The 21,209-nt window shown below is 70.5% G+C and carries 20 protein-coding genes; 11 read left to right on the top strand and 9 right to left on the bottom strand.

Annotation, left to right across the window (positions count from 1 at the left end; translation table 11 throughout):
• Positions 1-39: 39 nt before the first annotated feature.
• Positions 40-2,979, bottom strand: a complete 2,940-nt coding sequence (locus OG866_RS27635) for a Z1 domain-containing protein (RefSeq protein WP_329338761.1) — start codon at positions 2,977-2,979, stop codon at positions 40-42.
• 53 nt (positions 2,980-3,032) lie between these two features.
• The gene (locus OG866_RS27640) at positions 3,033-4,586 is read right to left on the bottom strand and encodes an ATP-binding protein (RefSeq protein WP_329338762.1); all 1,554 of its coding nucleotides are present in this window, start codon (positions 4,584-4,586) and stop codon (positions 3,033-3,035) included.
• A gap of 177 nt (positions 4,587-4,763) precedes the next feature.
• Between OG866_RS27640 and OG866_RS27645 the strand changes: the two genes are divergently transcribed.
• Together OG866_RS27645 and OG866_RS27650 are read left to right on the top strand one after the other, a co-directional pair.
• Entirely contained in the window at positions 4,764-5,087 is a 324-nt protein-coding gene (locus tag OG866_RS27645) for a hypothetical protein (RefSeq protein ID WP_329338764.1), read from the top strand.
• 395 nt (positions 5,088-5,482) lie between these two features.
• Positions 5,483-6,103: a TOPRIM nucleotidyl transferase/hydrolase domain-containing protein gene (locus tag OG866_RS27650; RefSeq protein WP_329338766.1), complete on the top strand. Its 621-nt coding sequence runs from the start codon at positions 5,483-5,485 to the stop codon at positions 6,101-6,103.
• A gap of 121 nt (positions 6,104-6,224) precedes the next feature.
• Here the strand turns inward: OG866_RS27650 and OG866_RS27655 are convergent, their stop codons facing one another.
• The 3 genes from OG866_RS27655 to OG866_RS27665 all read right to left on the bottom strand — a co-directional run bounded on the left by OG866_RS27655 (position 6,225) and on the right by OG866_RS27665 (position 9,475).
• Entirely contained in the window at positions 6,225-7,244 is a 1,020-nt protein-coding gene (locus tag OG866_RS27655) for a hypothetical protein (RefSeq protein ID WP_329338767.1), read from the bottom strand.
• Positions 7,245-7,336: 92 nt separating this feature from the next.
• Positions 7,337-8,809, bottom strand: coding sequence for a glycoside hydrolase (locus OG866_RS27660; RefSeq protein ID WP_329338769.1), 1,473 nt, complete (start codon positions 8,807-8,809; stop codon positions 7,337-7,339).
• A 231-nt stretch (positions 8,810-9,040) separates the two neighbouring features.
• Positions 9,041-9,475 carry a DUF3592 domain-containing protein gene (locus OG866_RS27665; RefSeq protein WP_329338772.1) on the bottom strand — a complete coding sequence of 145 codons (435 nt, stop codon included), beginning with the start codon at positions 9,473-9,475 and terminating at the stop codon, positions 9,041-9,043.
• Positions 9,476-9,568: 93 nt separating this feature from the next.
• On the opposite strand from OG866_RS27665, the gene OG866_RS27670 reads away from it, so the two are divergent.
• Positions 9,569-10,330: a class E sortase gene (locus OG866_RS27670; protein ID WP_329338774.1), complete on the top strand. Its 762-nt coding sequence runs from the start codon at positions 9,569-9,571 to the stop codon at positions 10,328-10,330.
• 13 nt (positions 10,331-10,343) lie between these two features.
• Here the strand turns inward: OG866_RS27670 and OG866_RS27675 are convergent, their stop codons facing one another.
• The gene (locus OG866_RS27675) at positions 10,344-11,771 is read right to left on the bottom strand and encodes an MFS transporter (RefSeq protein WP_329338776.1); all 1,428 of its coding nucleotides are present in this window, start codon (positions 11,769-11,771) and stop codon (positions 10,344-10,346) included.
• 69 nt (positions 11,772-11,840) lie between these two features.
• Between OG866_RS27675 and OG866_RS27680 the strand changes: the two genes are divergently transcribed.
• The 4 genes from OG866_RS27680 (at position 11,841) to OG866_RS27695 (ending at position 14,490) form a co-directional block, all read left to right on the top strand.
• Positions 11,841-12,368 carry a winged helix-turn-helix transcriptional regulator gene (locus tag OG866_RS27680; protein WP_329338778.1) on the top strand — a complete coding sequence of 176 codons (528 nt, stop codon included), beginning with the start codon at positions 11,841-11,843 and terminating at the stop codon, positions 12,366-12,368.
• 41 nt (positions 12,369-12,409) lie between these two features.
• A complete protein-coding gene (locus OG866_RS27685) occupies positions 12,410-12,718 on the top strand; it encodes a DUF6412 domain-containing protein (protein WP_329338780.1) in 309 nt (102 codons plus the stop codon).
• A gap of 98 nt (positions 12,719-12,816) precedes the next feature.
• Complete coding sequence (locus OG866_RS27690) at positions 12,817-13,503, top strand: YidC/Oxa1 family membrane protein insertase (protein ID WP_329338781.1); 687 nt, start codon at positions 12,817-12,819, stop codon at positions 13,501-13,503.
• Positions 13,504-13,632: 129 nt separating this feature from the next.
• The gene (locus OG866_RS27695) at positions 13,633-14,490 is read left to right on the top strand and encodes a fumarylacetoacetate hydrolase family protein (RefSeq protein WP_329338783.1); all 858 of its coding nucleotides are present in this window, start codon (positions 13,633-13,635) and stop codon (positions 14,488-14,490) included.
• Between the two features lie 73 nt (positions 14,491-14,563).
• Here the strand turns inward: OG866_RS27695 and OG866_RS27700 are convergent, their stop codons facing one another.
• Both OG866_RS27700 and OG866_RS27705 read right to left on the bottom strand, forming a co-directional pair.
• Positions 14,564-15,073 (bottom strand): heme-degrading domain-containing protein, encoded by a 510-nt coding sequence (locus OG866_RS27700; RefSeq protein ID WP_329338785.1) that lies wholly within the window; start codon positions 15,071-15,073, stop codon positions 14,564-14,566.
• Positions 15,070-16,182: a Gfo/Idh/MocA family protein gene (locus OG866_RS27705; RefSeq protein ID WP_329338787.1), complete on the bottom strand. Its 1,113-nt coding sequence runs from the start codon at positions 16,180-16,182 to the stop codon at positions 15,070-15,072. Before OG866_RS27705 ends, OG866_RS27700 begins: the two co-directional genes overlap by 4 nt.
• A gap of 56 nt (positions 16,183-16,238) precedes the next feature.
• Between OG866_RS27705 and OG866_RS27710 the strand changes: the two genes are divergently transcribed.
• Both OG866_RS27710 and OG866_RS27715 read left to right on the top strand, forming a co-directional pair.
• Entirely contained in the window at positions 16,239-17,699 is a 1,461-nt protein-coding gene (locus OG866_RS27710) for an ROK family transcriptional regulator (RefSeq protein WP_329338790.1), read from the top strand.
• 402 nt (positions 17,700-18,101) lie between these two features.
• Entirely contained in the window at positions 18,102-18,986 is an 885-nt protein-coding gene (locus OG866_RS27715) for a hypothetical protein (RefSeq protein ID WP_443063572.1), read from the top strand.
• Positions 18,987-18,999: 13 nt separating this feature from the next.
• On the opposite strand, the gene OG866_RS27720 is transcribed toward OG866_RS27715, so the two are convergent.
• Positions 19,000-19,779, bottom strand: coding sequence for an HAD-IIA family hydrolase (locus tag OG866_RS27720; protein ID WP_329338793.1), 780 nt, complete (start codon positions 19,777-19,779; stop codon positions 19,000-19,002).
• Between the two features lie 164 nt (positions 19,780-19,943).
• On the opposite strand from OG866_RS27720, the gene OG866_RS27725 reads away from it, so the two are divergent.
• Both OG866_RS27725 and OG866_RS27730 read left to right on the top strand, forming a co-directional pair.
• A complete protein-coding gene (locus OG866_RS27725; RefSeq protein WP_329338795.1) occupies positions 19,944-20,492 on the top strand; it encodes a hypothetical protein in 549 nt (182 codons plus the stop codon).
• A gap of 5 nt (positions 20,493-20,497) precedes the next feature.
• Positions 20,498-21,175 (top strand): class F sortase, encoded by a 678-nt coding sequence (locus tag OG866_RS27730; RefSeq protein WP_329338796.1) that lies wholly within the window; start codon positions 20,498-20,500, stop codon positions 21,173-21,175.
• The last annotated feature ends 34 nt before the right edge of the window (positions 21,176-21,209 follow it).

Raw genomic sequence — 21,209 nt, forward strand, 5'->3', positions numbered from 1 at the left:
GGTGAAGAAGGTCTCAGATCGCTCAATTGCTGCGCCGCCTCAGGGACGTACGTCGTCTCGGTCGATGACGATCGCATCCTGCCGGCCCGAGTCGATCGCGCGGAAACGGACCAGCGGACTGCCCGGCCCCACCGCCGACTTCGGCGCCACGAAGGAGAAGGCCATGACGAGATCCCGCGGATCCACCGACCCGTCGGCGGTGAGTCGGAGCTCGGACTCCACCACCGGGTAGAGCACCAGCGCGCCCCGGCGGGGACGGACGTACTCCTCGACGGCCGCGCTGCCCGCCGTCGAGACGGCGCCCGCGATCCGCAGGGCCGCGGCGCGATGCTTCGGCTCGCTGATCGCGCCGAACAGCGGGGCCCGACGACGTGTCCGTCGGGCCGGGGTGAACGGCCCCTGCCCCAGGATGCGGGCCTCGCGTCGACCGGCGGCGGACTGGAGAGGCATGATCACGAACCAGTCGTCGATCGTCGCCGGCTGCTGTCCCGCCCGCAACAAGAACTCCAGGTGCGGGGAGAACTGACTCGGGACGGACCACCGCAGGTCGCACAGCACCTGTATCAGCGTCTCGTGGGAGATCGTCCCCACTCTTGCCTCGTACCCGGCCTCGCTCCCGACCGCCAGCCTGGCCGGGGCGGCTCCCAGCGCGGCAAGCACCGGCTCCCAGGCCTCCGTATTGTGGGCCAGCTCTGTCGGGAGCTCGGGGTAGGCCGTGGGCTCCACCCATGTTCCGGGTGACCGGACCTCCACCAGCTCCGCGTTGAACATCTTGTTCCGCGCCGACGGCTTCACCCACGACAGATGCTGCGCCACCAGCGGCGGGATCTGCGCGGGCGTCACCTGGGGCCGACCGCCCACCAGCGGCGCGTACCGAGCCAGCTCCTCGCGGAAGAGTTCCTCGTCGCGGCAGATGGCCCCGAAGGCCTCGTACAGGTCGACCGACCTGGCGTTGCGGCTGCGGCCAAGCGTCTCCTCGCGTCCTATGTACAGCCGTACGAGATCCCGGTATCCGGGCCGGAAGCCGAACCAACGGCCCATCTGCATCAGGGTGTCGGCCTGCCGGGTCGTGCGGCGGTAGTACGAGATCGTCAGGCCCTCGACCGTGAAGCCCCGGGAGAGCTTGGTGCCGCCGACGAGGATCTTCCACACGTGCGGGGTGCGATCGAAGTCGAGGCCGGGCTGGTCGTAGTCGCGCTCGTTGTCACCGTTGACGACGATGACCGGCGTGCCGCCCTTGGAGATGAGCTGGTGGGCGCGGGAGACGTACGGCTTGAGATCCGCGTACGTCTGCGGGGTGGGCAGGGCGTCGTCCGCGTAGGTGTGGAAGTCCTTCTCGAAGAGGGAGGCCAGGCGCGTGTGGCCCTCCGTCCCCTTGTAGGCCGCGTTGTGCCACATCGAGCTGATGCGGAGGGCCAGAGCGGCGTGCTCGGCCATCCTGACCGACTCGTGAACCAGCATGGTGTGGTGGCGGAACGGCCCCTCGGCGAGGCCGCGGTCGACTCGGTAGAGCTTCAGGGCGCCGGTGAGTACGAAGGCGTCCAGAGCCTCCTGGAGCCGGTCCCCGGTGGAGTCGTAGATGCCGCGGACATGGGTCGCCTCGGCCTGTCCCTGCCCGTTGTCGTCCAGGTCGTGGAAGTCCTGGACACCCATGTAACCGGCCGGCCGGGGGAGAGAGATGAGGAAGTCGCGGGGGAAGATGTCCTCTTCGTCACCAGGGTCGATGAAGACGTTGGCGAACGGTGTCGCCGTGTACCCCACGTACTGCGCCCGCGGCAGCAACCCCAGGAGCTGGGAGATCAGCCCATTGATCGCAGTGCGGTCGGTCTTGCCCGCCTCCCACTTTTTCGGATCCAGGGTGTTCACGGAAGCCTGGTCGGACTCGTCGTCGATGATCAGGGCGGGGAGTTCGCCGAGCAGGCCGTGGATCTGCTTGAGGTCCTTGACGAGCTTGGTGAGGACGGACTTGTTCTTCTTCACCACCAGGACGCGGGCCGCGGTGTGGTGGAGGTTTGCCGGGTCGTACAGCGGGCGCGTGGGCTCGCGCTTCTCGAACTCCAGCGCCCGGATGCCTTGGGCCAGGCTCTTGTAGTCCTTGTCCCGGGTGGTCAGGCGCTCGATGTCGAAGGCGCCCAGGGCGGAGGGACGGCCGCCGTGCCGCACGAAGTCGGGCCAGTCGGTGTCCTCGTCGCCGACATAGTCGATGCCCACGAGGGAGTCCAGGTCGGTGAGGTCGGCGCCGCGCAGGATGTTCTCCTGGCCGATCAGCTCCATGTCGAGGCGGCGCTGAGTCTGTGCGCGAAGGAGGTTCAGGGTGCCGCCGAGGACGATGACCAGGCGGTATCCGGCGTCGATGGCCTTGGCGGTGACTCCGGTGAAGTTCGCTGTCTTGCCCGACTGGACGTATCCCACGACCAGGCCCTTCGCCTGTCGGGCCGCGGACTGTTCGGGGTCGGTGAGGCGCTCGACGACCGCTCGGCTGGCCTCGTCGAGGCTGGCAATCGCGGCGTCGGGCCAACCCTTGGCGCGGAGCTTCCCCTCGTACGACGCCCAGTAGAAGGACCGGGCGGCCGTGCGCTCAGACGTGTACCAGGGGGCGAACTCACGGGTGATCACGGTGGGGCCGGGGAGCTTGGCCACGGGAACGGCGTTGTCCAGTGCCTTCCTCAGATCGCCGCCGAACCGCAGGCGGTCGTAGACGACCGATCGTCGTTCGTCGGTCCGGGCAGGGGTGCCGAGAGCCCACTGAGGGTCTTCCGCGAAGTCCCACGCGGTGAGATGGCGGCTCCAGAGGGCCGTCAGTGCGTCGTCCGCGCTGACCAGGCTCTCGTGGAAGCGCTCTTCACTGAGATCGGCGTCCGGATGGTCCTCGTCGGCGGCCAGCGCGGCCCAGCGTTCGAAATGCTTGGGGCCGTTGACCATGCCTGCGAGAGCGGAGGCATGGATGTCCAGGAGGACGTCGGCGGGTGTGTGGCTCATGCGCGGGCCTCAATCAGCGGTCAGTGGGGAGTCGGGGCGAGTGCCGTACGGTGTCAGGAGAACGTCTGCTTGCGCCGTGTGCGATGTGCTTCCGCGGAAGCAAGGAGGATGGTGTTCCAGTAGTCCACGCGGTCCTGGCGGCTTCGCTCCCAGCGTCCGAGCCCGAAACAGTCCTCAAGTAGCAGATAGAGCAGGGTCTTTGTGACCGGAGCGTCGTTCGCGCCGCCGCGTCTGCCGTCGTTGAAGTCCTCGCGGTAGTCCTTGTTGAGGACGACGGCGTTGCTCTCGCGGTCCAGGTCGAAGAACCGGTCGGCAGGCAGCGTTCCCCAGGTGAACGTAATGGGTTCCTCGCCCGGTTTCTCCGGCAGTTCTTCCTTGATGACCCGCTTGACCCTCGGGTCCACGCCCTTGCCCGGAGGGGTGACGGCTTTCCGGACGATCTCCGTGCGTCTGGAACCGTCCCGATAGGCAGCCTCGGCGTCACCGAGGTACTGGTGGAAGGTGTGTCCGGCGGCGTCCACGGCCTTGTCCACGCCGAGTGTGAAGGCTGGGGTGACCGTGACCTTCTCCTTCTTCACGTCGAGGCGGAGGACGCTGTTCTCGTCCGCGGGGAGATCCACGGCCACGCGGGCCAGTACGAGATGCCCCTCCGGGTTGCGCAGACCGTTCCAGCCGCCCGCCTGGACCAGGCGGTCGTTGCGGTAGAAGTAGAAGCCCTGACGCTCAGCGAGCGCACCGATCTGCCGGAAACCCGCCTGCTTCGACTTGGCGGGCCAGATGTGGGCGGTCAGGCGCATGTCCCCGATGCCCTCCACAGGCGCGGTGAACCGCCGCGGATACCCCTTCCTTCCGGGCACCTTGTACCCGAACGGATCCAGCGCCTCTACGGCGATGTGGTCCACCTCTTCGCCCAGCTCGTTCGCGCTGCTGCTCACGTCCCACACCGCGATGTCCAGTTGGAGACCGCGTTGCAGAAAGCGGTGGAGGTAGAGGCCGAGATGGGTTTCCAGGCGGGCGATCGCCTGCGACAGGTACTGGTCGCTCTGGCCGGGTGCCACGGTCTCGAAGGCACGCACCTGGTCCCACCGGACGACCGTGCCGTGCCACTCGATGACGCCGTCGTACCGGTCGACGAGATCCTGCGCGTAGCGCGGGTCGACGGTGTCACAGCGGAAACTGTCCTCGATTCCCTCCGCGGTGAGGCGGCGGCCCGCGGCGCGGCTGCGCTTCGTGCGGCTGACCACGGTCAGGGACGAGGCGTGGGAGAGCGATGCGGCCTTCAGACCGGTGCCGTACATGCCGAGGGCGTCGTCACCGTAGGTGCGGCGCCTTCCGACCGTCATCGCGTCGTCCAGGCCGGCCTCGTCCATTCCCTTGCCGTTGTCGATGACCAGCAGGGTGAGGATCCGCTCGGCGTCGCGGAGGAAATGCACGACGATCTTGTCTGCGCCCGCGTCGATCGAGTTGTCGATCAGGTCCGCCACGGCGACCTCGAAGCCGTAGCCCTGGTTGGTGAGTGCCCTGCCGTAGCCGGCGTCTGGCGGCAGATGCGTGCTGCCAGTGGTGGGGACGTCGTACTGCCAGACGGTGCCGGGCTCGTAGGGCATCGGTTCCTCAAACTGCACAGGTCAGGGCCACTCCGGAGACGTCGACCCTTCAGCTCGGACGGTAAATGTGACCGTACTGCAAAGGTGGGACATTGAAGGAGGTAGAACTTTGAAGTGGGTCGATAAGTCGTTTATGGGAACTGGACTTGCGTTCCGGTACTGCAGTTCCATCGGCCCATGGACATGTCCTCCCGCGAGATCCACCTGCCCCTCGATGAAGTCGTGGCAGTCCTCCAGGACCTGAACGAGTTCGTGGTTTCCCTAGATCGAATCGGTTCTCGTCAGGCATCCGGGACTGCCGACGAGCGCACCGTCGGGGAGTTTGTCGCCGACTGGGACGTCGCTCGGCGGCTGGCTCGTGCGCGGCGTGTCATCAGCGTTGCGCTGGACGAGCAGTTGAGTGAGGAGGACAACGCGGAGATCGATGCGCTGTGTGATCGGGGGCGGTTCTACGGGGAGGGTGGCGCCGGCGGTGTGGGCGTCGACCGTGTTGAACCGTGACGAGATGGGTGTTGGTGGCTTCGGCTGCTGTGTAGTTGCCGTTGGGGCCGCCCGCTTCTTTGTCAGTGTCGTGCTTCCGCGGCCCGCCTCAAGGGCGCTTCGCGTCGGCTGCGCCGATGGCCCTGCGGGCCACCCTTGACCCGGGCCGCTCCAGCACGGGGGAGAAGCGAGCGGGCGGCCCGGAAGGACGGGTGGCCGAGGTCTGTTGACGTCTGTCCTCGGCCTCAAGGTTCCCGGCGTAGGCGGGCGCGGGGGCGTCTCGCCTGCACGCCGGGTGGTTTGGCGGCTTGTGGGTTGTGGGTGGGCACGCCGGGTCAGGCTCAGTGGCTGCGGCTGCGGGTGGTGGACGTGGAAATTGCCTCGCTCTGGGGCCGGGGCGGGCTGAGACTCGTCTCATGTCTGACATGGGGGTGTTCCGGGATGCGGTCACTGCGTGGGTGGGGGGCCGCGGCGGCGGTGGTCCTGTGGCTGAGCTTGCTGAGCTGTTGCCCGTCCGGGTGGTCGTGCTGCTTGAGGGGCTGAGCGATGTCGCGGCCGTCAATGCGTTGGCGGAGCGGCGCGGCCGGGATCTGGAGGGTGAGGGGGTCTGTGTGATGTCCATGGGCGGGGCCATGAATGTCGGGCGCTTCGCTCGGCTTCTCGGGCCGTCCGGGCTGGGGGTTCGGCTTGTGGGGCTGTGTGATGAGCGGGAGCGGCCGTATTACGTTCGCGGCTTTGCGCAGGTCGGTGCGGCCGAGCGGGGCATCTTTGTCTGTGCGGCGGATCTTGAGGATGAGCTCATCCGGGCGCTCGGCGTGACGCGGGTGGGGGAGCTTGTGCGGGGCGAGGGGGAGTTGCGGGCATTGGAGATTTTTCTGCGGCAGCCGGCGCAGCAGGGGCGGGCTCCGGAGCAGCAGTTCCGGCGGTTTCTCGGGACGAAGAAGGGGCGCAAGATCCGGTACGGGCGGGTGCTCGTCGAGGCGCTCGACGATGATCGGGTTCCGGCTCCGCTCGACGGGCTGCTCGCCAGTCTCTGAGGGAGGATGACGGCCTGCCATGACCCACCAAGGCCTTCACCGTCGCCGAGGGTGACGGCCCCTGTCACGACCAAAGGCCGTCACCCTCGGCTGTATCCGGCTGCGCCGGGTCAGGCGTCCGCTACGCCGCCCCCGCCCCGTGGCAGGCGCCGTAGATCCGCTCCGACCCGCACCAGCACTCCGCCCCCCGCTGCGGTGGCCAAGCCACTGCCCGGCCCCGCGCCGCCAGTGTCGTCGCGTACTGGGGGAGCAGGGACCCGTCTGCCGGTGACGCTCCCTCCGACGCCGCGAACGCCTCGTACGACGGGACCGTGCCCGTGACGATGCCCAGGTTCGGGGTGCCGGAGGCGGCCAGTTCGCGCAGCGAGGCCTCTATCGTCGCGAGGTGTTCGTCGTGGGACGGGTACTCCTCCGACAGGGTCGGGTACGCGGTCAGCAGCTCCGTCAGTTCTGCCGTCGGCCAGTGCAGGACCGCCACCGGGAAGGGGCGGGACAGGGCCTCGCGGTAGGTGCCGAGTTCCGCGCGCAGGCGGGAGATCTCCGCCGCCAGTTCCGCCGGGTTGTCCGAGCCGAGGGACCAGACGCGCTTGGGGTCGTGGAGTTCGTCCAGGGGGACGGGGGACGTGTGGAGGGTGTCCGCCAGGACGTCCCAGTCGTCGTGGGGCGCGCCCAGCATCCTGCGGACCCGGTGGCGGCCGAAGAGCAAGGGGTGCGTGGAGTACGGGGGCTCCGGTACGTCTGTCAGGAGGAGGCTCGCTCCCTCCGTGAACGTCTCCTGGGCCTGCTCCAGCTCGTCGTGGGCTTCCAGGGACTCCGCGACGATCACCCAAGGGGCCGGGTCGCGCGGGGCTTCCGCGCGGACGCCGTCGATGATCGCCCTCGCCTCCGCCTCGTGGCCGTACTCCCAGAGGTTCGACGCCTTGAGGGCGCGTACCAGATGCGGGTTCTCCAGCTCGGCGGACGACGACAGCAGACTGTCGTAGAGCGTGGTTGCCGCGGGGCGGTCGCCGGACAGTTCGAGGTGGGCGGCGGCCTGCAGGAGCAGGGGCTCGGCGTCCTCGGGATACAGGCCGGCGGTTCGCTCCAGGCGTGCCGCTTCGGCGGTGTGGTCGACGTTCTCGGCAGGCGTGTCGGGGCGCATGAGGGACACCGTACTGCCGAGCGGTGAATGTGGAGAGATACGTGCAGGCCAGGGCCCATCCGGGAACCCTGGCCCACCCGGGACGGCCGCGGTTACAGCGTCACGCCGTCGATCTGGATCGTCTGCACCGCCTTCGCGGCGAAGGGGACGGCCACCGTCTTTCCGCTCAGGTACGTGTTGGAGTACGACGCGTACTTGTCGCCGCCCGTCGTCACCGTGTTCCAGCGGGGGACGAGGCCGTTGGTGCCGCCCGTCACCGTGGTGAAGTTGGAGAGGTTGAAGGTCAGGGTCTGGGCCGAGGTTGAGGTGTTGAGGGCCACGATCACCAGGCGCTTCGCCGTCGCGTCGTAGGCCGCCGTCGCGTAGCTCACCCCCGTGTCGAGGATCTTCATCCCCGGGCGGATGTGACGGCTGAAGTGGGCAAGGACGTAGTACTTCGTCTCGATCGCGCCGGCCTGGAGGGTGCTCGCGTCGTACTTGATCACACCCCAGCCCGCCGACGGGTCCATGACCTGCCAGTAGACCCACGCCGTCGGGTGCAGCCAGCGGAAGTCGTAGAGGAGGTTGAAGGCCATGGTGTAGCCGGTGCCGTCGCTGTCGCCGGTCTCCGAGTTCCACAGCTTTTTGCCGGCCGTCGTGACGACGTCGGTGTAGAGCAGGTCGCGGCGGCCGCTCGAGCCCTGGTAGCCGTGGACGTTGACCCGGTCGACGTACCCCTTGGTCGTGGAGCTGAAGGAGTTCCAGGTGGTGCGGGCCAGGTCGTAGCTCGTCTCGTCCGAGGACGAGATCTTCACGCCGGTCAGCCCGCGGCTGTTCAACTCGCTGCGCATGTACGGCAGTACGGCTGACTGGACCGTCGCGTCCATGTGGCAGCCCTCCTGCGTGCCGGTCGCCGTCCACCAGGACGACGAGGGCTCGTTGAAGGGGTCCACGGTCGCGAAGTTCACGCCCCAGTTGTTCTTGGCGTACAGGGCGACGGCGGCCAGGTGGGAGGCGTGCTGGCGGTAGTTCCAGGACTGGAGGTTGTTGCCGCCGTTCGAGGCGCCCGAGGGGTTGTGGTTCAGACACATCCACCACATCGGGGAGTTGGCGAAGAGCTCCGTGGTCGCGCCGCGGGCCACCGCCTTCGTCAGCATCGCGCGCTGGGTCGCGTCCGCGGTCCAGTCCCAGGCGGAGGACGTGGGGTCCTCGTTGTTCCAGTCCTGCCAGTAGCCCTCGATCTGCTTGAACGCGGGGATGTTGGCGGACGCCGTCATCGACGTTCCGCCCACCGTGTTCCAGCTGCACGCGCCCAGGTTGTAGCGGGCGATGTTCAGGCCGAGACCGGGGAGTGAGGTGCCGTTGTAGGTCGTCGACTTGGTGGTGAAGAACAGGTCGGCGAAGTCGTCCCTCGCGCCGAACACGTTCGCCCACCAGGCCAGTGAGGTGCCCCAGCCCTCCCAAGTGCCGTAGGAGGTGCCGGGGTTGACGGCGATCGTGGCGTCCGCCCGTGCGGTGCCGGTCGCCAGGGCGCTGCCGAGGAGGGTGCCTCCTGCGGCTGTCAGCAGCGTTCTGCGTCGGATCATGGCTGTCCTTCTCCGCCTCTCCGTGGGGCCGGCTCCTGCCCCTGAGCAGGGGTCGGCCTGAAGACGTAGTGGCTCGCTCGTCTCGCCCCCCGCGCGCCATCACGAAGCATCGGGGGTGACGCGCGGGGTTGTCGAGAGGTGGGACAGCGCTTTCTTTCTATCGGGCTTTCTATTTTTCCAATGGTTATGAGAAGGGGTAGAGGTACTCGGCCCCGCCCCTGGCCTCCGGCCTCAGTACCCGTACCGGTACTCCGGCAGCAGCGTCGCGATCCGTATCAGCACCGCCGTCAGCGCGCCCGCCCACAGCAGCACGCCCAGCCACAGTCCGAACATCGCCGTCTTGTAGCGTTCCGGCGTGTCCAGGGCCACCGTGTCGGGGGCGCCGGGGTTGTGGATGACGGCGACGACGTTGCCCTCGGCGAAGCGGCGGGAGCCGGCCGACACGGCGTGCTCGCGCTCCTCGCCCTTCTCGTCGGTCCAGCGGACGATCGGGTGCCGGTACGGGTCTGTCCCCGACCGCGTGGTCAGGTGCCCCTTCACCACTGCCTCGGTACGGCGGCCCATGCGGCGCAGCACGATCTCGGTGATCGCGATTTCGGCCTGGTACACCATGAGGGCGAGCCCGCCGAGGAACGGGATCGCGGCCAGGAACCAGAGTTTGCTCATGGCCAAGGAGCTTATGGGGCTGGTGACTTGTGCAAGCAGGGCTTATCGTGCGGGCCCGGTGCAGGTCAGGTGGGCGATCAGTCAGGTGGACGTATGCGGGTTCCCCTCGTACGGCACGACACCCGGCGTCGGCGTGCGCGGCGGCGGAGGGTGGTGTGGGTGGGGGGTGAACTCCTCGTCACCGTAGGGGTCGTGCTGCTGCTCCTCGTCGTCCATCAGCTGTGGTGGACCAACCGGGAGGCCCGGCGCGGTGCCGAGCGGAAGGTGGAGGCGCTGGAGCGGGAGTGGGCGGCCGAGCCGTCAACCGACCTTCCCAGCACTGCGCCGGAGCCCGAGACCTCGGATGAGCCGACGGCCCGCACCACCCGCCGACAGCCCACCACCCGCTCCACCCAACCCAGTTGGTCCCAGGCCTACGCCATCCTCACCATCCCCCGTCTCCACCTCCGTGTCCCCGTCGCCGAGGGCGTCGGTAAGCAGGAGGTGCTCAACAAGGGGTACGTCGGCCACTATCCCGGCACCCAACAGCCGGGCCAGGCCGGGAACTTCGCGCTCGCGGGGCACCGGAACACGCACGGGGAGCCGTTCCGGTACGTCAACCGGCTGGCCAAGGGGGACACCGTCCAGGTGGAGACCAGGTCGGCGCTCTACACGTACACCGTCGACAAGACCCTCGCCCAGACCTCCGCCCGCGACTCGGGCGTGCTGAACCGCGTCCCGCGCTCCACCGTCCGTCCCGCCTACGGCTATTCGACGCCCGGCTACTACCTCACCCTCACCACCTGCACCCCGGAGTACACGTCCCGGTACCGCCTGGTGGTGTGGGCCGAGCTGACCTCGACGCACCCCCGCTGACCAGGCCCCGCGCCTACGCCCGCTGCTCCCGCAGCACCCCCAGCAGCACCGCCGCCACCACCGCCAGCCCCGCCGACACCGCCATCGCGATGTCCGCGCCGTGCGCCAGGCCGCCGCCCGTCGACGTGGACACCGCGATCGTCAGCGCGACCCCGGCACACGACCCGACGTACCGGAACGTCTGCTGGGCGCCCGATCCCATCGCGGCCCGCGCCGCCGGTACCGATTCGACGGCCACCAGAGGCAGCGCCGCGTTCAGGAGGCCGCTGCCGACGCCGCCGAGGAGCAGGCCGGGCAGGAGGCGGGTCCAGGAGTGCGCGGACAGGGCGCCGAGCATGGTCAGCGCGCCGGCCGCGTGCAGGGCGAAGCCGAGGGCGAGTTGGAGGCGGGGCGGGACGCGGCCGGCGAGGCGGCGGGCCTGGAGGGCCACCGCGAAGGAGAGGCCGGACCAGAGCAGGAACAGCCAGGCCGTGTCCATCGCGGACAGGCCGAGGGTCTGCTGGAGCAGCGCCGGCAGGAAGCTGAAGAGGCCGATCACGGCCAGGCCGGTGAACAGGCCGGCCGTGGAGGAGGCGAGGAAGGCGGGGCGGCGCAGCAGGCCGAGGTCGATCATCGGGGTCGCCGTACGGCGTTCCACCAGGGCGAAGACGGCCACCAGTACGACCGCCGCGAGGAGCAGCAGGCCCACCGGGGCCCGTAGCCAGCCGTCCCGGCCCAGGGTCAGGGCCGCGATCAGGGCGATCAGGGCCAGCCCGAAGGCCAGGGCGCCGAGCACGTCAGGACGGCCGGGGCGCGGGGCCCGCGACTCGGTGAGCGTACGGCTGCCCAGGGCCGCCAGGAGCACGGTCGCGGCGCCCAACACCCCGTATGCCACCCGCCAGTCGGGCAGCGCACCCGCGACCAGCGGGCCGAGGGCTATGCCGCCGCTGACGAAGGCGCCCCAGACGCCGGTCGCGCGCAGCCGGCCGTGCGGGGTGGGGAAGGCCTGCACGAGCAGGCCCAGGCTGCTGGCGAGCAGACCCGCGCTGGCCGCGCCCTGGGCGATCCGGGCCAGCGTGAACTGCCAGGTCGTGGACGCGAACGCGCCGAGGATCGTGGTGAGGCCCAGGGCGAGGGTGCCGGCGGTGAAGATCCGGCGGCGGCCGTGGTCGTCGGCGAGGCTGCCGGCCACCAGGAGGAGGGCGGCGAGACCGAGCGGGGTGCCGTTGATGAGCCAGGCCTGTGCGGAGAGCGGGGTGTGCAGGGCGGCGGCGGTCTCGGGGAGCGTGACCATCGGCGCGGTGTACGTCATCAGCGCCACGGCGGTGGCGGCGCTGGTCAGGGCGAGGGTGCGGCCGGGGTGGGGGACTGTCACCGGGCCTGCGGAAGCGGTCTTCGCGGGGGACGTCGCGGGGGATGTCGCGGGGGAACCGGTTACGGTTCGTTCATTGAACCTAGCCATGTCCCGTACCCTAGCAGGGTCGGTTCGGTCACTGAACCAACCGCTCGCAAAGTGGCTAAGGTGGACGGCATGGCACTGGGCAAGGACTACGCGACGCAGGAATGCTCGATCGCCCGCGCGCTGGAGATCGTCGGCGAGCGCTGGACGCTGCTCGTCGTCCGCGACGCGCTCTACGGCGTACGGCGCTACAACGACTTCCTCGTCCACCTCGGCATCCCACGCGCCGTCCTGGCCGCCCGCCTCCACACGCTCACCGAGGAGGGCATCCTGGAGAAGCGCCGCTACCAGGAGTCGCCGCCACGAGACGAGTACGTCATCACCGACCGCGGCATCGGACTGTGGCCCACCCTCCGCTCGCTGGGCCGCTGGGGCCGCGAGCACCACGGCGACGTCCAGTTGCGCTGGTTCCGGCACGTGGACTGCGGCACCGAACTCGGGCCGTACGGCGAATGCGCCGCCTGCGGAACCGTCGTACCGGTCGAAGACGTTCTGATGGAGCCGGGACCCGGACTCGATCGGGACCCGGCGGATCCGGTCAGCCGCGCGCTGCTGAAGCCGAAGAGGCTCCTGCAACCGCTGGAGACCGGTCAGGTATAACCGAGGCAGTACATACACGCAGGCATTGGAGGGGGGCAGGGGTGAACCGCAGTCCGCGACCCGCGCCCGCCGTCGCGCTCCTCCTCCTGCTCCTCCAGCTCGCCGTCCTCGACGCGGGCAGCCTCTCCGCCACCGTCGCGCTCGCCGCGACCGCCGCGGCCGGCTCCGCCTTCGCCCTCTGCTCGCTCGCCGCCGCCCGCTGCGCTCCCGCCGTGCCGCCCACCCGGGTGCGTACGGCGATCAGGGACCGCGCCCGCCGTACGGCGTTCCTGCCCCAACGCGACCCCGACGCCAGGGGCCGCACCAGGCCCCGAGCCCCCGGACACGCCCTCCCGGCGACCACCGCGTAGGGCCCCGCACACCTGCCTGCCCTCGCGCGGGTCGTCATGCCGTTTCCGATCACTCCCGGAACGTTCCGGCATCGACGAGACCCCCGGAGGGCTCACCCATGTCCGTCTTCGCCACCCTGGTCGAGCAGCTCGCCGACCTCCTCCACCCGCTGCTCGGCGCATCCGCCGCGGCCGGCGCGATCGTCCTGTTCACCGCACTCGTACGACTCCTCGTCCACCCCCTGTCCCGGGCGGCGGCCCGCGGCCAGAAGGCCCGTACCGCACTCCAGCCGAAGCTCGCCGAGCTGCGGAAGAAGCACGCCAAGAACCCCGAGAAGCTCCAGAAGGCGGTGCTGGAGCTGCACGCCGAGGAAAAGGTCTCACCGCTGTCCGGCTGTCTGCCGAGCCTGCTCCAGATGCCGGCCTTCTTCCTCCTGTACCACCTGTTCTCCAACACCACGAACCCGCTGCTGACCCATGAACTGTTCGCCGCTCCCCTCGGGGGCCGCTGGGCCGACGCGCTCGGTGACGGCGGGATGTTCGGGGGAGCGGGGCTGGTGTACGCCGCCCTCTTCGCGCTCGTCGCGGTCGTCGCTGCGTTCAACTACCGGCGCACCAAGCGCACCATGCCGGTCCCGGTCACTGACGGGGAGACCGTGCCCGGCATGGGGGCGATGACCAAGGTCATGCCGTTCATGTCCTTCTTCACGCTGTTCACCGTGGCGGTGGTGCCGCTGGCGGCGGCGCTGTACGTCGTGACCAGCACGACCTGGAGCGCGGTGGAGCGGGCCTTCCTGTACCGCTGAGCTCCTCGGGGCCCCGGTCCAGTCCGTGAACCGGGTATTGCGGACTGGACGCCGACCTTGGAGGATCGACCAGTCCTCCGATGGCTGCACCCGTCGGAGGGCGCCCCGCGATCGAGGGAGATTGTGATCATGAAGCTGCTGCGAGTCGGTACGGCGGGAGCGGAGACGCCCGCGCTGCTCGACGGCGAGGGTGTCCTGCGGGACCTCTCCGGAGTCGTCCCCGACCTCGACGGAGCACTGCTCGCCGACGCCGACGCGCTGGGCCGGATCCGGGCCGCGGCCGAGGCGGGCACGCTGCCCGCGCTGGACCCGACCGGGCTGCGGATCGGACCCCCGCTCGCCCGCATCGGCAAGATCGTCTGCATCGGCCTGAACTACCACGACCACGCCCGAGAGACCGGCGCCCAGCCGCCCACCGAGCCGGTGATCTTCTTCAAGGCGGCCGACACCGTTGTGGGCCCGAACGACACGGTGCTCGTCCCCCGCGGATCGGTGCAGACCGACTGGGAGGTCGAGCTGGCCGTCGTCATCGGACGTACGGCCCGCTATGTCGAGTCGGCGGAGGCCGCGCTCGGGCATGTCGCCGGGTACGCGGTCGCGCACGACGTGTCCGAGCGGGAGTTCCAGCTGGAGCGCGGCGGGACGTGGGACAAGGGCAAGAACTGCGAGACGTTCAACCCGCTCGGGCCGTGGCTGGTGACGGCGGACGAGGTTCCTGACCCGCAGAACCTGTCGCTGAGGCTGTGGGTCAACGGGGAGCTGAAGCAGGACGGCACGACAGCCGAGCAGATCTTCCCGGTGGCGGAAGTGGTGCGGTACGTCAGCCAGTTCATGACGCTGTACCCCGGGGATGTCATCAACACGGGTACGCCCGCGGGGGTTGCGTTGGGGGCGCCTGACCCCAAGCCGTTCCTGCGGGCGGGGGATGTGGTGGAGCTGGAGATCGAGGGGCTCGGTCGGCAGCGGCAGGAGTTGAAGGACGCGTAGCGCTCCGCGAGGGAGCAGGGGAACTGCGGGCCGGATATGGCTGGTCGCGCAGTTCCCCACGCCCCTGGGGCGGCTACTTCTCCTTGCTCAGGAACTCCTCCAGCGCCTCCACCACGAACTTGTGGTCCTGGAGCTGCGGAAGACCGCTCACCGTCACCGATCCGATGACCCCTACGTCCTCCACCGTGATCGGGAACGAACCCCCGTGGGCCGCGTACTCGTCCGGGTCCAGGCGGGAGCTGTCCTCGAACGTCGTGCCCTTCGCACGGAAGCGGGCGCCGACCAGGTAGGAGGCGGAGCCGTAGCGTTCGACCACTCGGCGTTTGCGGTTGATCCAGGCGTCGTTGTCCGGGGACGAGCCCGGCAGGGCGGCGTGGAAGAGCTGTTGGCCGGCGCGGTGGATGTCGATCGCGACCGGCGCCTGGCGCTCACGGGCCAGGCCGACCAGCAGGGAGCCCAGCGCCCAGGCGTCGTCATGGGTGAACCGGCGGAAGACCAGACGGCGTTCCTGGGCCTCCAACTCCTCGATCGGCGGGGTCAGTTCCGGATGGAACTTCGGGGTCAGCTCGGTGTTGTGCGTCACAGCTTCACCACCACTCCGTCGTGGGCCGAACGGCGGGCCGCCTCCAGTACGTCGAGGGCGGCGGCCGCCTCAAGCGCGGTCACCGGGTGGGGACCGCCGTCGAGCAGGGCTTTCGCCACGGCGGCATAGTAAGCGGGGTAGTCCCCGGGGAGGGTCGGTTCGGCGCGTCCGCCGCCGGTCAGCGGGGATTCCCCGGAGCCGACGCGACCCCACAGCGACTCGGGCTCAAGGCCCCAGTCCTTCTCCGTCCCCGGCCGCCTGCCCTCCCGCAGGGCCGCCTCCTGGGGGTCGAGGCCGTACTTCACGTAACCCGCCTCGGAGCCCAGCACCCGGAAGCGCGGGCCGAGTTGGGCGGTGGTCGAGGAGACGTGGAGGTGGGAGCGGACGCCGTTCGCGTGCGTGAGGGCGATGAACGTGTCGTCGTCGACGGAGGCGCCGGCCCGCCGGATGACCGACTCGGCGTACACGGAGGTCACGGGGCCGAAGAGGACGAGCGCCTGGTCGACGACATGGCTGCCGAGGTCGTACAGCAGACCTCCGATCTCTGCCGGGTCGCCGGACTCCCGCCAGCCGCCCTTCGGCTGAGGCCGCCACCGCTCGAAGCGCGACTCGAAACGCCATACGTCGCCCAGGGCGCCCTCGGCGAGGAGCTTGCGGAGCGTCAGGAAGTCGTTGTCCCAACGGCGGTTCTGGAAGACGGAGAGCAGCAGGCCGCGCTCCTCGGCGAGGGCCGCCAGCTCGCGCGCCTCGGCCGCGGTGCCGGCGACGGGCTTGTCGACGACGACCGGGAGGCCGGCCTTCAGGGCGGTCGTGGCGAGCGCGACGTGCGTCTTGTTGGGGGACGCGATGACGATCAGGTCGAGGTCGGCGGCGCGGTCGAACAGCTCGTCGGGGGTCGCGGCGACGCGTACGTCCGGGAACTCGGCGCGGGCCTGCTCCTGGCGCTCGGGGTTCGAGGTGACCACCGTGTCGAGGGCGAGGCCCTCGGTGGCCGCGATCAGCGGGGCGTGGAAGACGGAGCCGGCGAGGCCGTATCCGATGAGGCCCACGCGGAGAGGAGTGCCGGGGTTGCCAGGAGTACCGGGGGTGCCAGGAGTCGTACGTGTCATGACTCCCACTTTCGCAACGCTGTTGCCAAAGTGCAAGCACAGGGGAGAATGGCGGTGTGAACAGGACGAACGTCGGCGCCAACCTTCCGGCTCTGCGCAGCCACAACACCGCACTGGTGCTGGACCTGCTGCGCACCGCCGGTGGCGACGGCATCAGCCGGCTCGAACTCGCCGAGCGCACCGGGTTGACCCCGCAGGCCGTCAGCAAGATCACCGGACGGTTGCGGGAGGAGGGCCTCGCGGCGGAGGCGGGGCGCCGCGCGTCGACCGGGGGCAAGCCGCGCACGGTGCTGCGGCTGGTGCCGGAGGCCGGGCATGCGATCGGCGTCCATCTGGACCGGGACGAGCTGCGGGTGGTGCTGGTCGATCTCGACGGGGCCGTGGTGGGGGAGCGCTGCGTGCCGATGAACCTGGGCGCGGGCGCGGAAGCGGTCGTGGAGGGGGTGGCCCGGGTGGTGGAGGGGCTGGTGGCGGAGGTGCCGACGGCCGGTCGGACGGTGACGGAAGTCCCGGCGGAGGGGTTGGTGGCGTCGTCGGTCGGGCGTGGGGTGGCTGGAGGGGCGGCGGCGGAGACATCGGGGGGCGGTCGTGGGGTGGCCGAGGGGGCGGCGGGAGAGCTGGTGGCGGGGGCGTCGGTAGTCGGTCGTGGGGCGATTGCAAGGGCGGCGGAGGGGCTGCCGGTGGGGGCGTCGGGAGGCGGGCGTGAGGTGGCCGAGGGGCTGGTGGCGGGGGTGCCGGCGGTCGGTCGTGGGGTGGTCGGAAGGGCGGCGGAGGGCGGGCGTGGGGCGGCCGCTGAGGCTGAGGCTGAGGCGTCCGTGAGTGAGGGGGGCGTGGCACGGGGGGCGAGGGCCGGGGTGCGGGTGCGGCCCGTGCTCGGGCTTGGTGTGGCGCTGCCCGGGCCTCTCGATCATGTGCGGGGTGTGCTGCACCGGGTCACGGGGTTTCCGGAGTGGGACGGGTTTCCGTTGCGGGACGCGCTCGCCGAGCGGCTCGGGCTGCCGGTCGTCGTGGACAAGGACACCAACGCCGCCGCGCTGGGGCTGGCGGTCGCGGACGTGGGTACCTCCTTCGCCTACCTGCACCTCGGGACCGGCCTCGGTGCCGGGCTGGTGATCGGCGGGGTGGTGCACCGGGGTGCCCGTACCGGTGCGGGTGAGTTCGGCCATCAGGTGGTCCAGCTGGACGGGCCGGTGTGCGGGTGCGGCGACCGGGGCTGTATCGAGGCGCTGTGTCTGGGCGCGGTAGGGCGCGGGGACCTGGCCGGGGCGGCACGGGTGCTCGGTGTCGGCGCCGCGAACCTGGTCGGGCTGCTGGACATCGACCTGGTGCTGCTGGGCGGCCGTACGGTCGCCTCGGCGCCGGAGGCGTTCGTGAGCGGGGTGCGGGCGGTGCTGGAGGAGCGGGCCCGGGGTGCGGAGGCAGTGCCGGTGAGGGTCGCCCCCGGCGGGGTGCGGGGGGTCGCGGAGGGCGCGGCCCAACTGCTGCTGGCGCCACTGTTCGGCCGAGCCGACGGCTGATCCGGCTGGCCTCGCTCTGCGGTCGAGCTGATGGCTGATCGGGTTGGCCTTGCTTGTAGGCGGGGCCGATTGGTTGACGCGGCTGGCCTCGCTCGTAGGCCGGGCGGATCGGTTGACCCGACCGGCCCCGCTCTTCGGCCGAGCCGACGGCTGACCGGGTTGGCCTCGCTCGTAGGCCGGGCCGATTGGTTGACCCGGCTGGCCCTGACACTTAGGCCGGGCCGATCCGTTGACCCGACCGGCCCCGACCCTTGGGCCAGGCCGACGGCTGACCCGGACGGCCTCGCTCTTCGGCCAGGCCGGCGGCTGACTCCGGCCTCCCCGGCGCCCGCCGATCGGGCGGGATTCTCCTCGTGCGCGGAGCGGCACCCCTCGTAAGCCACCCTCACCCGTCATGGTCATGTGTTTATGCGACTGTTCCCGCCCCTCGCCCTCCCGCTCGCCGCGACAGCCGCCCTTCTCACGCCCCCCGCCGTAGCACATGCCGCCCCGGTTCATGTTGCCCCGGCCCACGCCATCCCCGCTCAAGCCACCCTCGCTCAAGCCACCCCCGCGAAACCCACCCCCACCCACCCCACCCCCACCTGCGACGCCCCCGCCCCCCGTGCCTTCCCCCTCGCCACCCGGATCCACGGCGGTCCCGCCGCCTACGTGCCCGGGGGCGGGTACCGCACCTGGTATCTGGCCCTCACCAACACCACCACCCGCACCTGCACGGACATCCACCCGGTCGTCGTCCTCGTGGACCAGGAACATGCCCTCAAGGCCGCGCAGCCCCGGCTGGAGTTCTATGAGCGCGGCCGTCCGCGTCCCGTCCGTTTTGAGACCACCGACGAGGACGAACTCGTCGGCGCGTTCGGCGGGGCCGGCCTCACCGTGGGGCCCGGCAGGACCGTCACCGTCAAGGTGCGTCTCGCCCTCACCTCGGACGCCGTACCGAACCAGGTGACCGTCAACGCGGCCGTCGTCCAACGCCACAACGACGACGGCGACTGGGTCGGCCAGTCCAACGACTACCGGTTCGCCGTCGCCGACGACACCGAGACCGACACCGACAGCGACGCTGACACCGGCGTCGACACTGACACTGACGCCGGCAGCGGCACGGAGGCTGGGGTCGGCACCGGGACCGATGCCGAGGGCCGACCGGCGACCGGGGACGACCGGCTTCCGTACGTCGAGGAACTCGCCCGCACCGGGTTCGGCCCGGCCGGCCCCGCCGTCGCCGCGGCCGTCGCGCTCCTGTTCACCGGCGCCGCGCTGCTGGTGGCCCGCAGAAGACGCTGAGTGACGGGGCGGGTCAGACGAGGTCGACGAGGTCCGCGATCGAGTCGACCATCTTCGTCGGCCGGAACGGGAACCGGTCCATGTCCGCCTCGGTCGTCAGGCCCGTCAGCACGAGGAACGTCGTCATGCCCGCCTCCAGACCGGCCAGCACATCGGTGTCCATCCGGTCGCCGATCATGGCACTGGACTCGGAGTGCGCACCGATGGCGTTCAGCCCGGTGCGCATCATCAGCGGGTTCGGCTTGCCGACGAAGTAGGGCTCCTTGCCCGTCGCCTTGGTGATCAGCGCCGCCACCGAGCCCGTCGCGGGCAGCACGCCCTCGTGCGAGGGACCGGTGTTGTCCGGGTTGGTGGCGATGAAGCGCGCACCTGCGTTGATGAGCCGGATCGCCTTGGTGAGGGCCTCGAAGGAATACGTGCGCGTCTCGCCCAGGATCACGAAGTCGGGGTCGGAGTCGGTGAGGATGTAGCCCGCCTCGTGCAGGGCCGTGGTGAGACCGGCCTCGCCGATCACATAGGCCGTGCCGTTGGGCCGCTGGCTGTCGACGAACTTCGCGGTGGCCAGGGCCGAGGTCCAGATGTTCTCGATCGGCACCTCAAGGCCTATGCGGTTGAGGCGGGCGTGCAGATCGCGGGCCGTGTAGATGGAGTTGTTCGTCAGCACGAGGAACGGCTTGCCGGAGTCGCGCAGCTTCTTGATGAAGGCGTCCGCGCCGGGGATCGGCACGCCCTCGTGCATCAGGACGCCGTCCATGTCGGTCAGCCACGACTCGATGGGCTTGAGCTCTGTCATGGGCGCGGACTCCTACGCTCTCGATCTACTGGACGGCCATGGTATGCAACAGCCCCGCGAAACCCCTCCCCGACCGAATCCACCCCATTCGGAGCAGCGACAGCCCCCCTGAGGATGCGGGACCGCCGTGACGGGGGGAGTCTCCAGGTATCTGGAGGTTCACGATGGGCTCACTACGCCTCACTCTCTGTGCCGGACTCCTCGGCGTCGCCTTCCTCACCCCGGCGGCCTACGCGGCGGACGGGGGCGGTGTCGCGGTCACCCCGTCATCCCCCGCCCCCGGTACCGACGTGGCCCTGCGGGTGAGCGGCTGCGCGAGCAGCAGAACCGGTACGGCGGTCTCCGCGGCGTTCGTCGCCGAGGTGCGCCTCGCGGGCGCCGACGGCACCCTCGTCGGCGAGACCCGGGTCCGTACCGAGCTCAAGGCGGGCAGCTACGACGTCAAGATCAGCTGCGGGGACGTGTCCCGTAAGGGCGCCCTGACCGTCGTAGAGGAAGGCGCGCCGCCCTCGCCCATGGAGGAAGGCCTGCGGCCCTCGCCGTACGCGTCTCCCGTCGCCCCCGTCCACGCGGGCGGCGGCGGTACCGCGCAGCATCTCGCCTCCGCCACCGGACCCGGCACCGCGCACGCCGTGACCGGCCTGGTGCTGGCCGGGGTCGCGGCGGCGGCGGTGGCGCTGCGCAGGTCCCGGCGGGGCCGCGGAAGCGACTGACCGTCATGTCCGAGCAGACCGACTCCGCCGAGCACACCCGCACCTCCGGCCGGCTGCTGACCGGTGTCGCCTGGGCGCTGCTGCTCCTCGGGCTGTGGCTGTGGGGGCGCGAGGTCACCGACGTACGGCACGGGATATCCGCGCCGACCACCGGCGACGTGGCCGCGGTCGGCCGGCCGCCCGACGTGGAGCTGCCGCCCGCCGCGCACCCGCTCGCCGCCGCCAGGCCGCAGCGCGTCGACATCCCCGGGCTCGGGGTGCAGGCGCCCGTGGTAGCCCGCGGCCTCGACCAGGCCGGGGCGATCGATCCACCGCCCTACGACCAGGCGGGTGTCGTCGGCTGGTACGAGGGCGGGACGCGGCCCGGGGCGGCCGGGACCGCCCTGCTGGTGGGACACGTGGACACCGAGACCCGGCCCGCCGTCTTCTACAAGATCAGCACGATGAAGCCGGGCCAGACGGTCCGGGTGATCCGGGACGACGGCAGGGTCGCCGAGTTCACCGTGGACGATGTCCAGGTCTTCGCCCGTGACCACTTCGATGCCCGGCAGGCGTACGGCTCACGGCAGACGGGGCGCGCCGAACTCCGGCTGATCACCTGCGGCGGCACCTTCGACCGGGCCAGCCGCAGCTACACGGCGAACGTGATCGTCTCGGCCTACCTCACGGGCACCGGTCTGTAGGGCACCTGGCCCGGTCGACGGCCCGCTCCCCCCG

This window comes from Streptomyces sp. NBC_00663 (assembly GCF_036226885.1).
Classification (GTDB): Bacteria; Actinomycetota; Actinomycetes; order Streptomycetales; family Streptomycetaceae; genus Streptomyces.

Excerpts from the sequence above, each read along its gene's own strand:
- OG866_RS27675 (WP_329338776.1), bottom strand. The coding sequence starts at position 11,771 with ATGGCTAGGTTCAATGAACGAACCGTAACCGGTTCCCCCGCGACATCC.
- OG866_RS27655 (WP_329338767.1), bottom strand. The coding sequence starts at position 7,244 with ATGCGCCCCGACACGCCTGCCGAGAACGTCGACCACACCGCCGAAGCG.
- OG866_RS27695 (WP_329338783.1), top strand. The coding sequence starts at position 13,633 with ATGAAGCTGCTGCGAGTCGGTACGGCGGGAGCGGAGACGCCCGCGCTG.
- OG866_RS27680 (WP_329338778.1), top strand. The coding sequence starts at position 11,841 with ATGGCACTGGGCAAGGACTACGCGACGCAGGAATGCTCGATCGCCCGC.
- OG866_RS27665 (WP_329338772.1), bottom strand. The coding sequence starts at position 9,475 with ATGAGCAAACTCTGGTTCCTGGCCGCGATCCCGTTCCTCGGCGGGCTC.
- OG866_RS27730 (WP_329338796.1), top strand. The coding sequence starts at position 20,498 with ATGTCCGAGCAGACCGACTCCGCCGAGCACACCCGCACCTCCGGCCGG.
- OG866_RS27725 (WP_329338795.1), top strand. The coding sequence starts at position 19,944 with ATGGGCTCACTACGCCTCACTCTCTGTGCCGGACTCCTCGGCGTCGCC.
- OG866_RS27670 (WP_329338774.1), top strand. The coding sequence starts at position 9,569 with ATGCGGGTTCCCCTCGTACGGCACGACACCCGGCGTCGGCGTGCGCGG.
- OG866_RS27635 (WP_329338761.1), bottom strand. The coding sequence starts at position 2,979 with ATGAGCCACACACCCGCCGACGTCCTCCTGGACATCCATGCCTCCGCT.
- OG866_RS27650 (WP_329338766.1), top strand. The coding sequence starts at position 5,483 with ATGTCTGACATGGGGGTGTTCCGGGATGCGGTCACTGCGTGGGTGGGG.
- OG866_RS27640 (WP_329338762.1), bottom strand. The coding sequence starts at position 4,586 with ATGCCCTACGAGCCCGGCACCGTCTGGCAGTACGACGTCCCCACCACT.
- OG866_RS27705 (WP_329338787.1), bottom strand. The coding sequence starts at position 16,182 with ATGACACGTACGACTCCTGGCACCCCCGGTACTCCTGGCAACCCCGGC.
- OG866_RS27660 (WP_329338769.1), bottom strand. The coding sequence starts at position 8,809 with ATGATCCGACGCAGAACGCTGCTGACAGCCGCAGGAGGCACCCTCCTC.
- OG866_RS27690 (WP_329338781.1), top strand. The coding sequence starts at position 12,817 with ATGTCCGTCTTCGCCACCCTGGTCGAGCAGCTCGCCGACCTCCTCCAC.
- OG866_RS27720 (WP_329338793.1), bottom strand. The coding sequence starts at position 19,779 with ATGACAGAGCTCAAGCCCATCGAGTCGTGGCTGACCGACATGGACGGC.
- OG866_RS27645 (WP_329338764.1), top strand. The coding sequence starts at position 4,764 with ATGGACATGTCCTCCCGCGAGATCCACCTGCCCCTCGATGAAGTCGTG.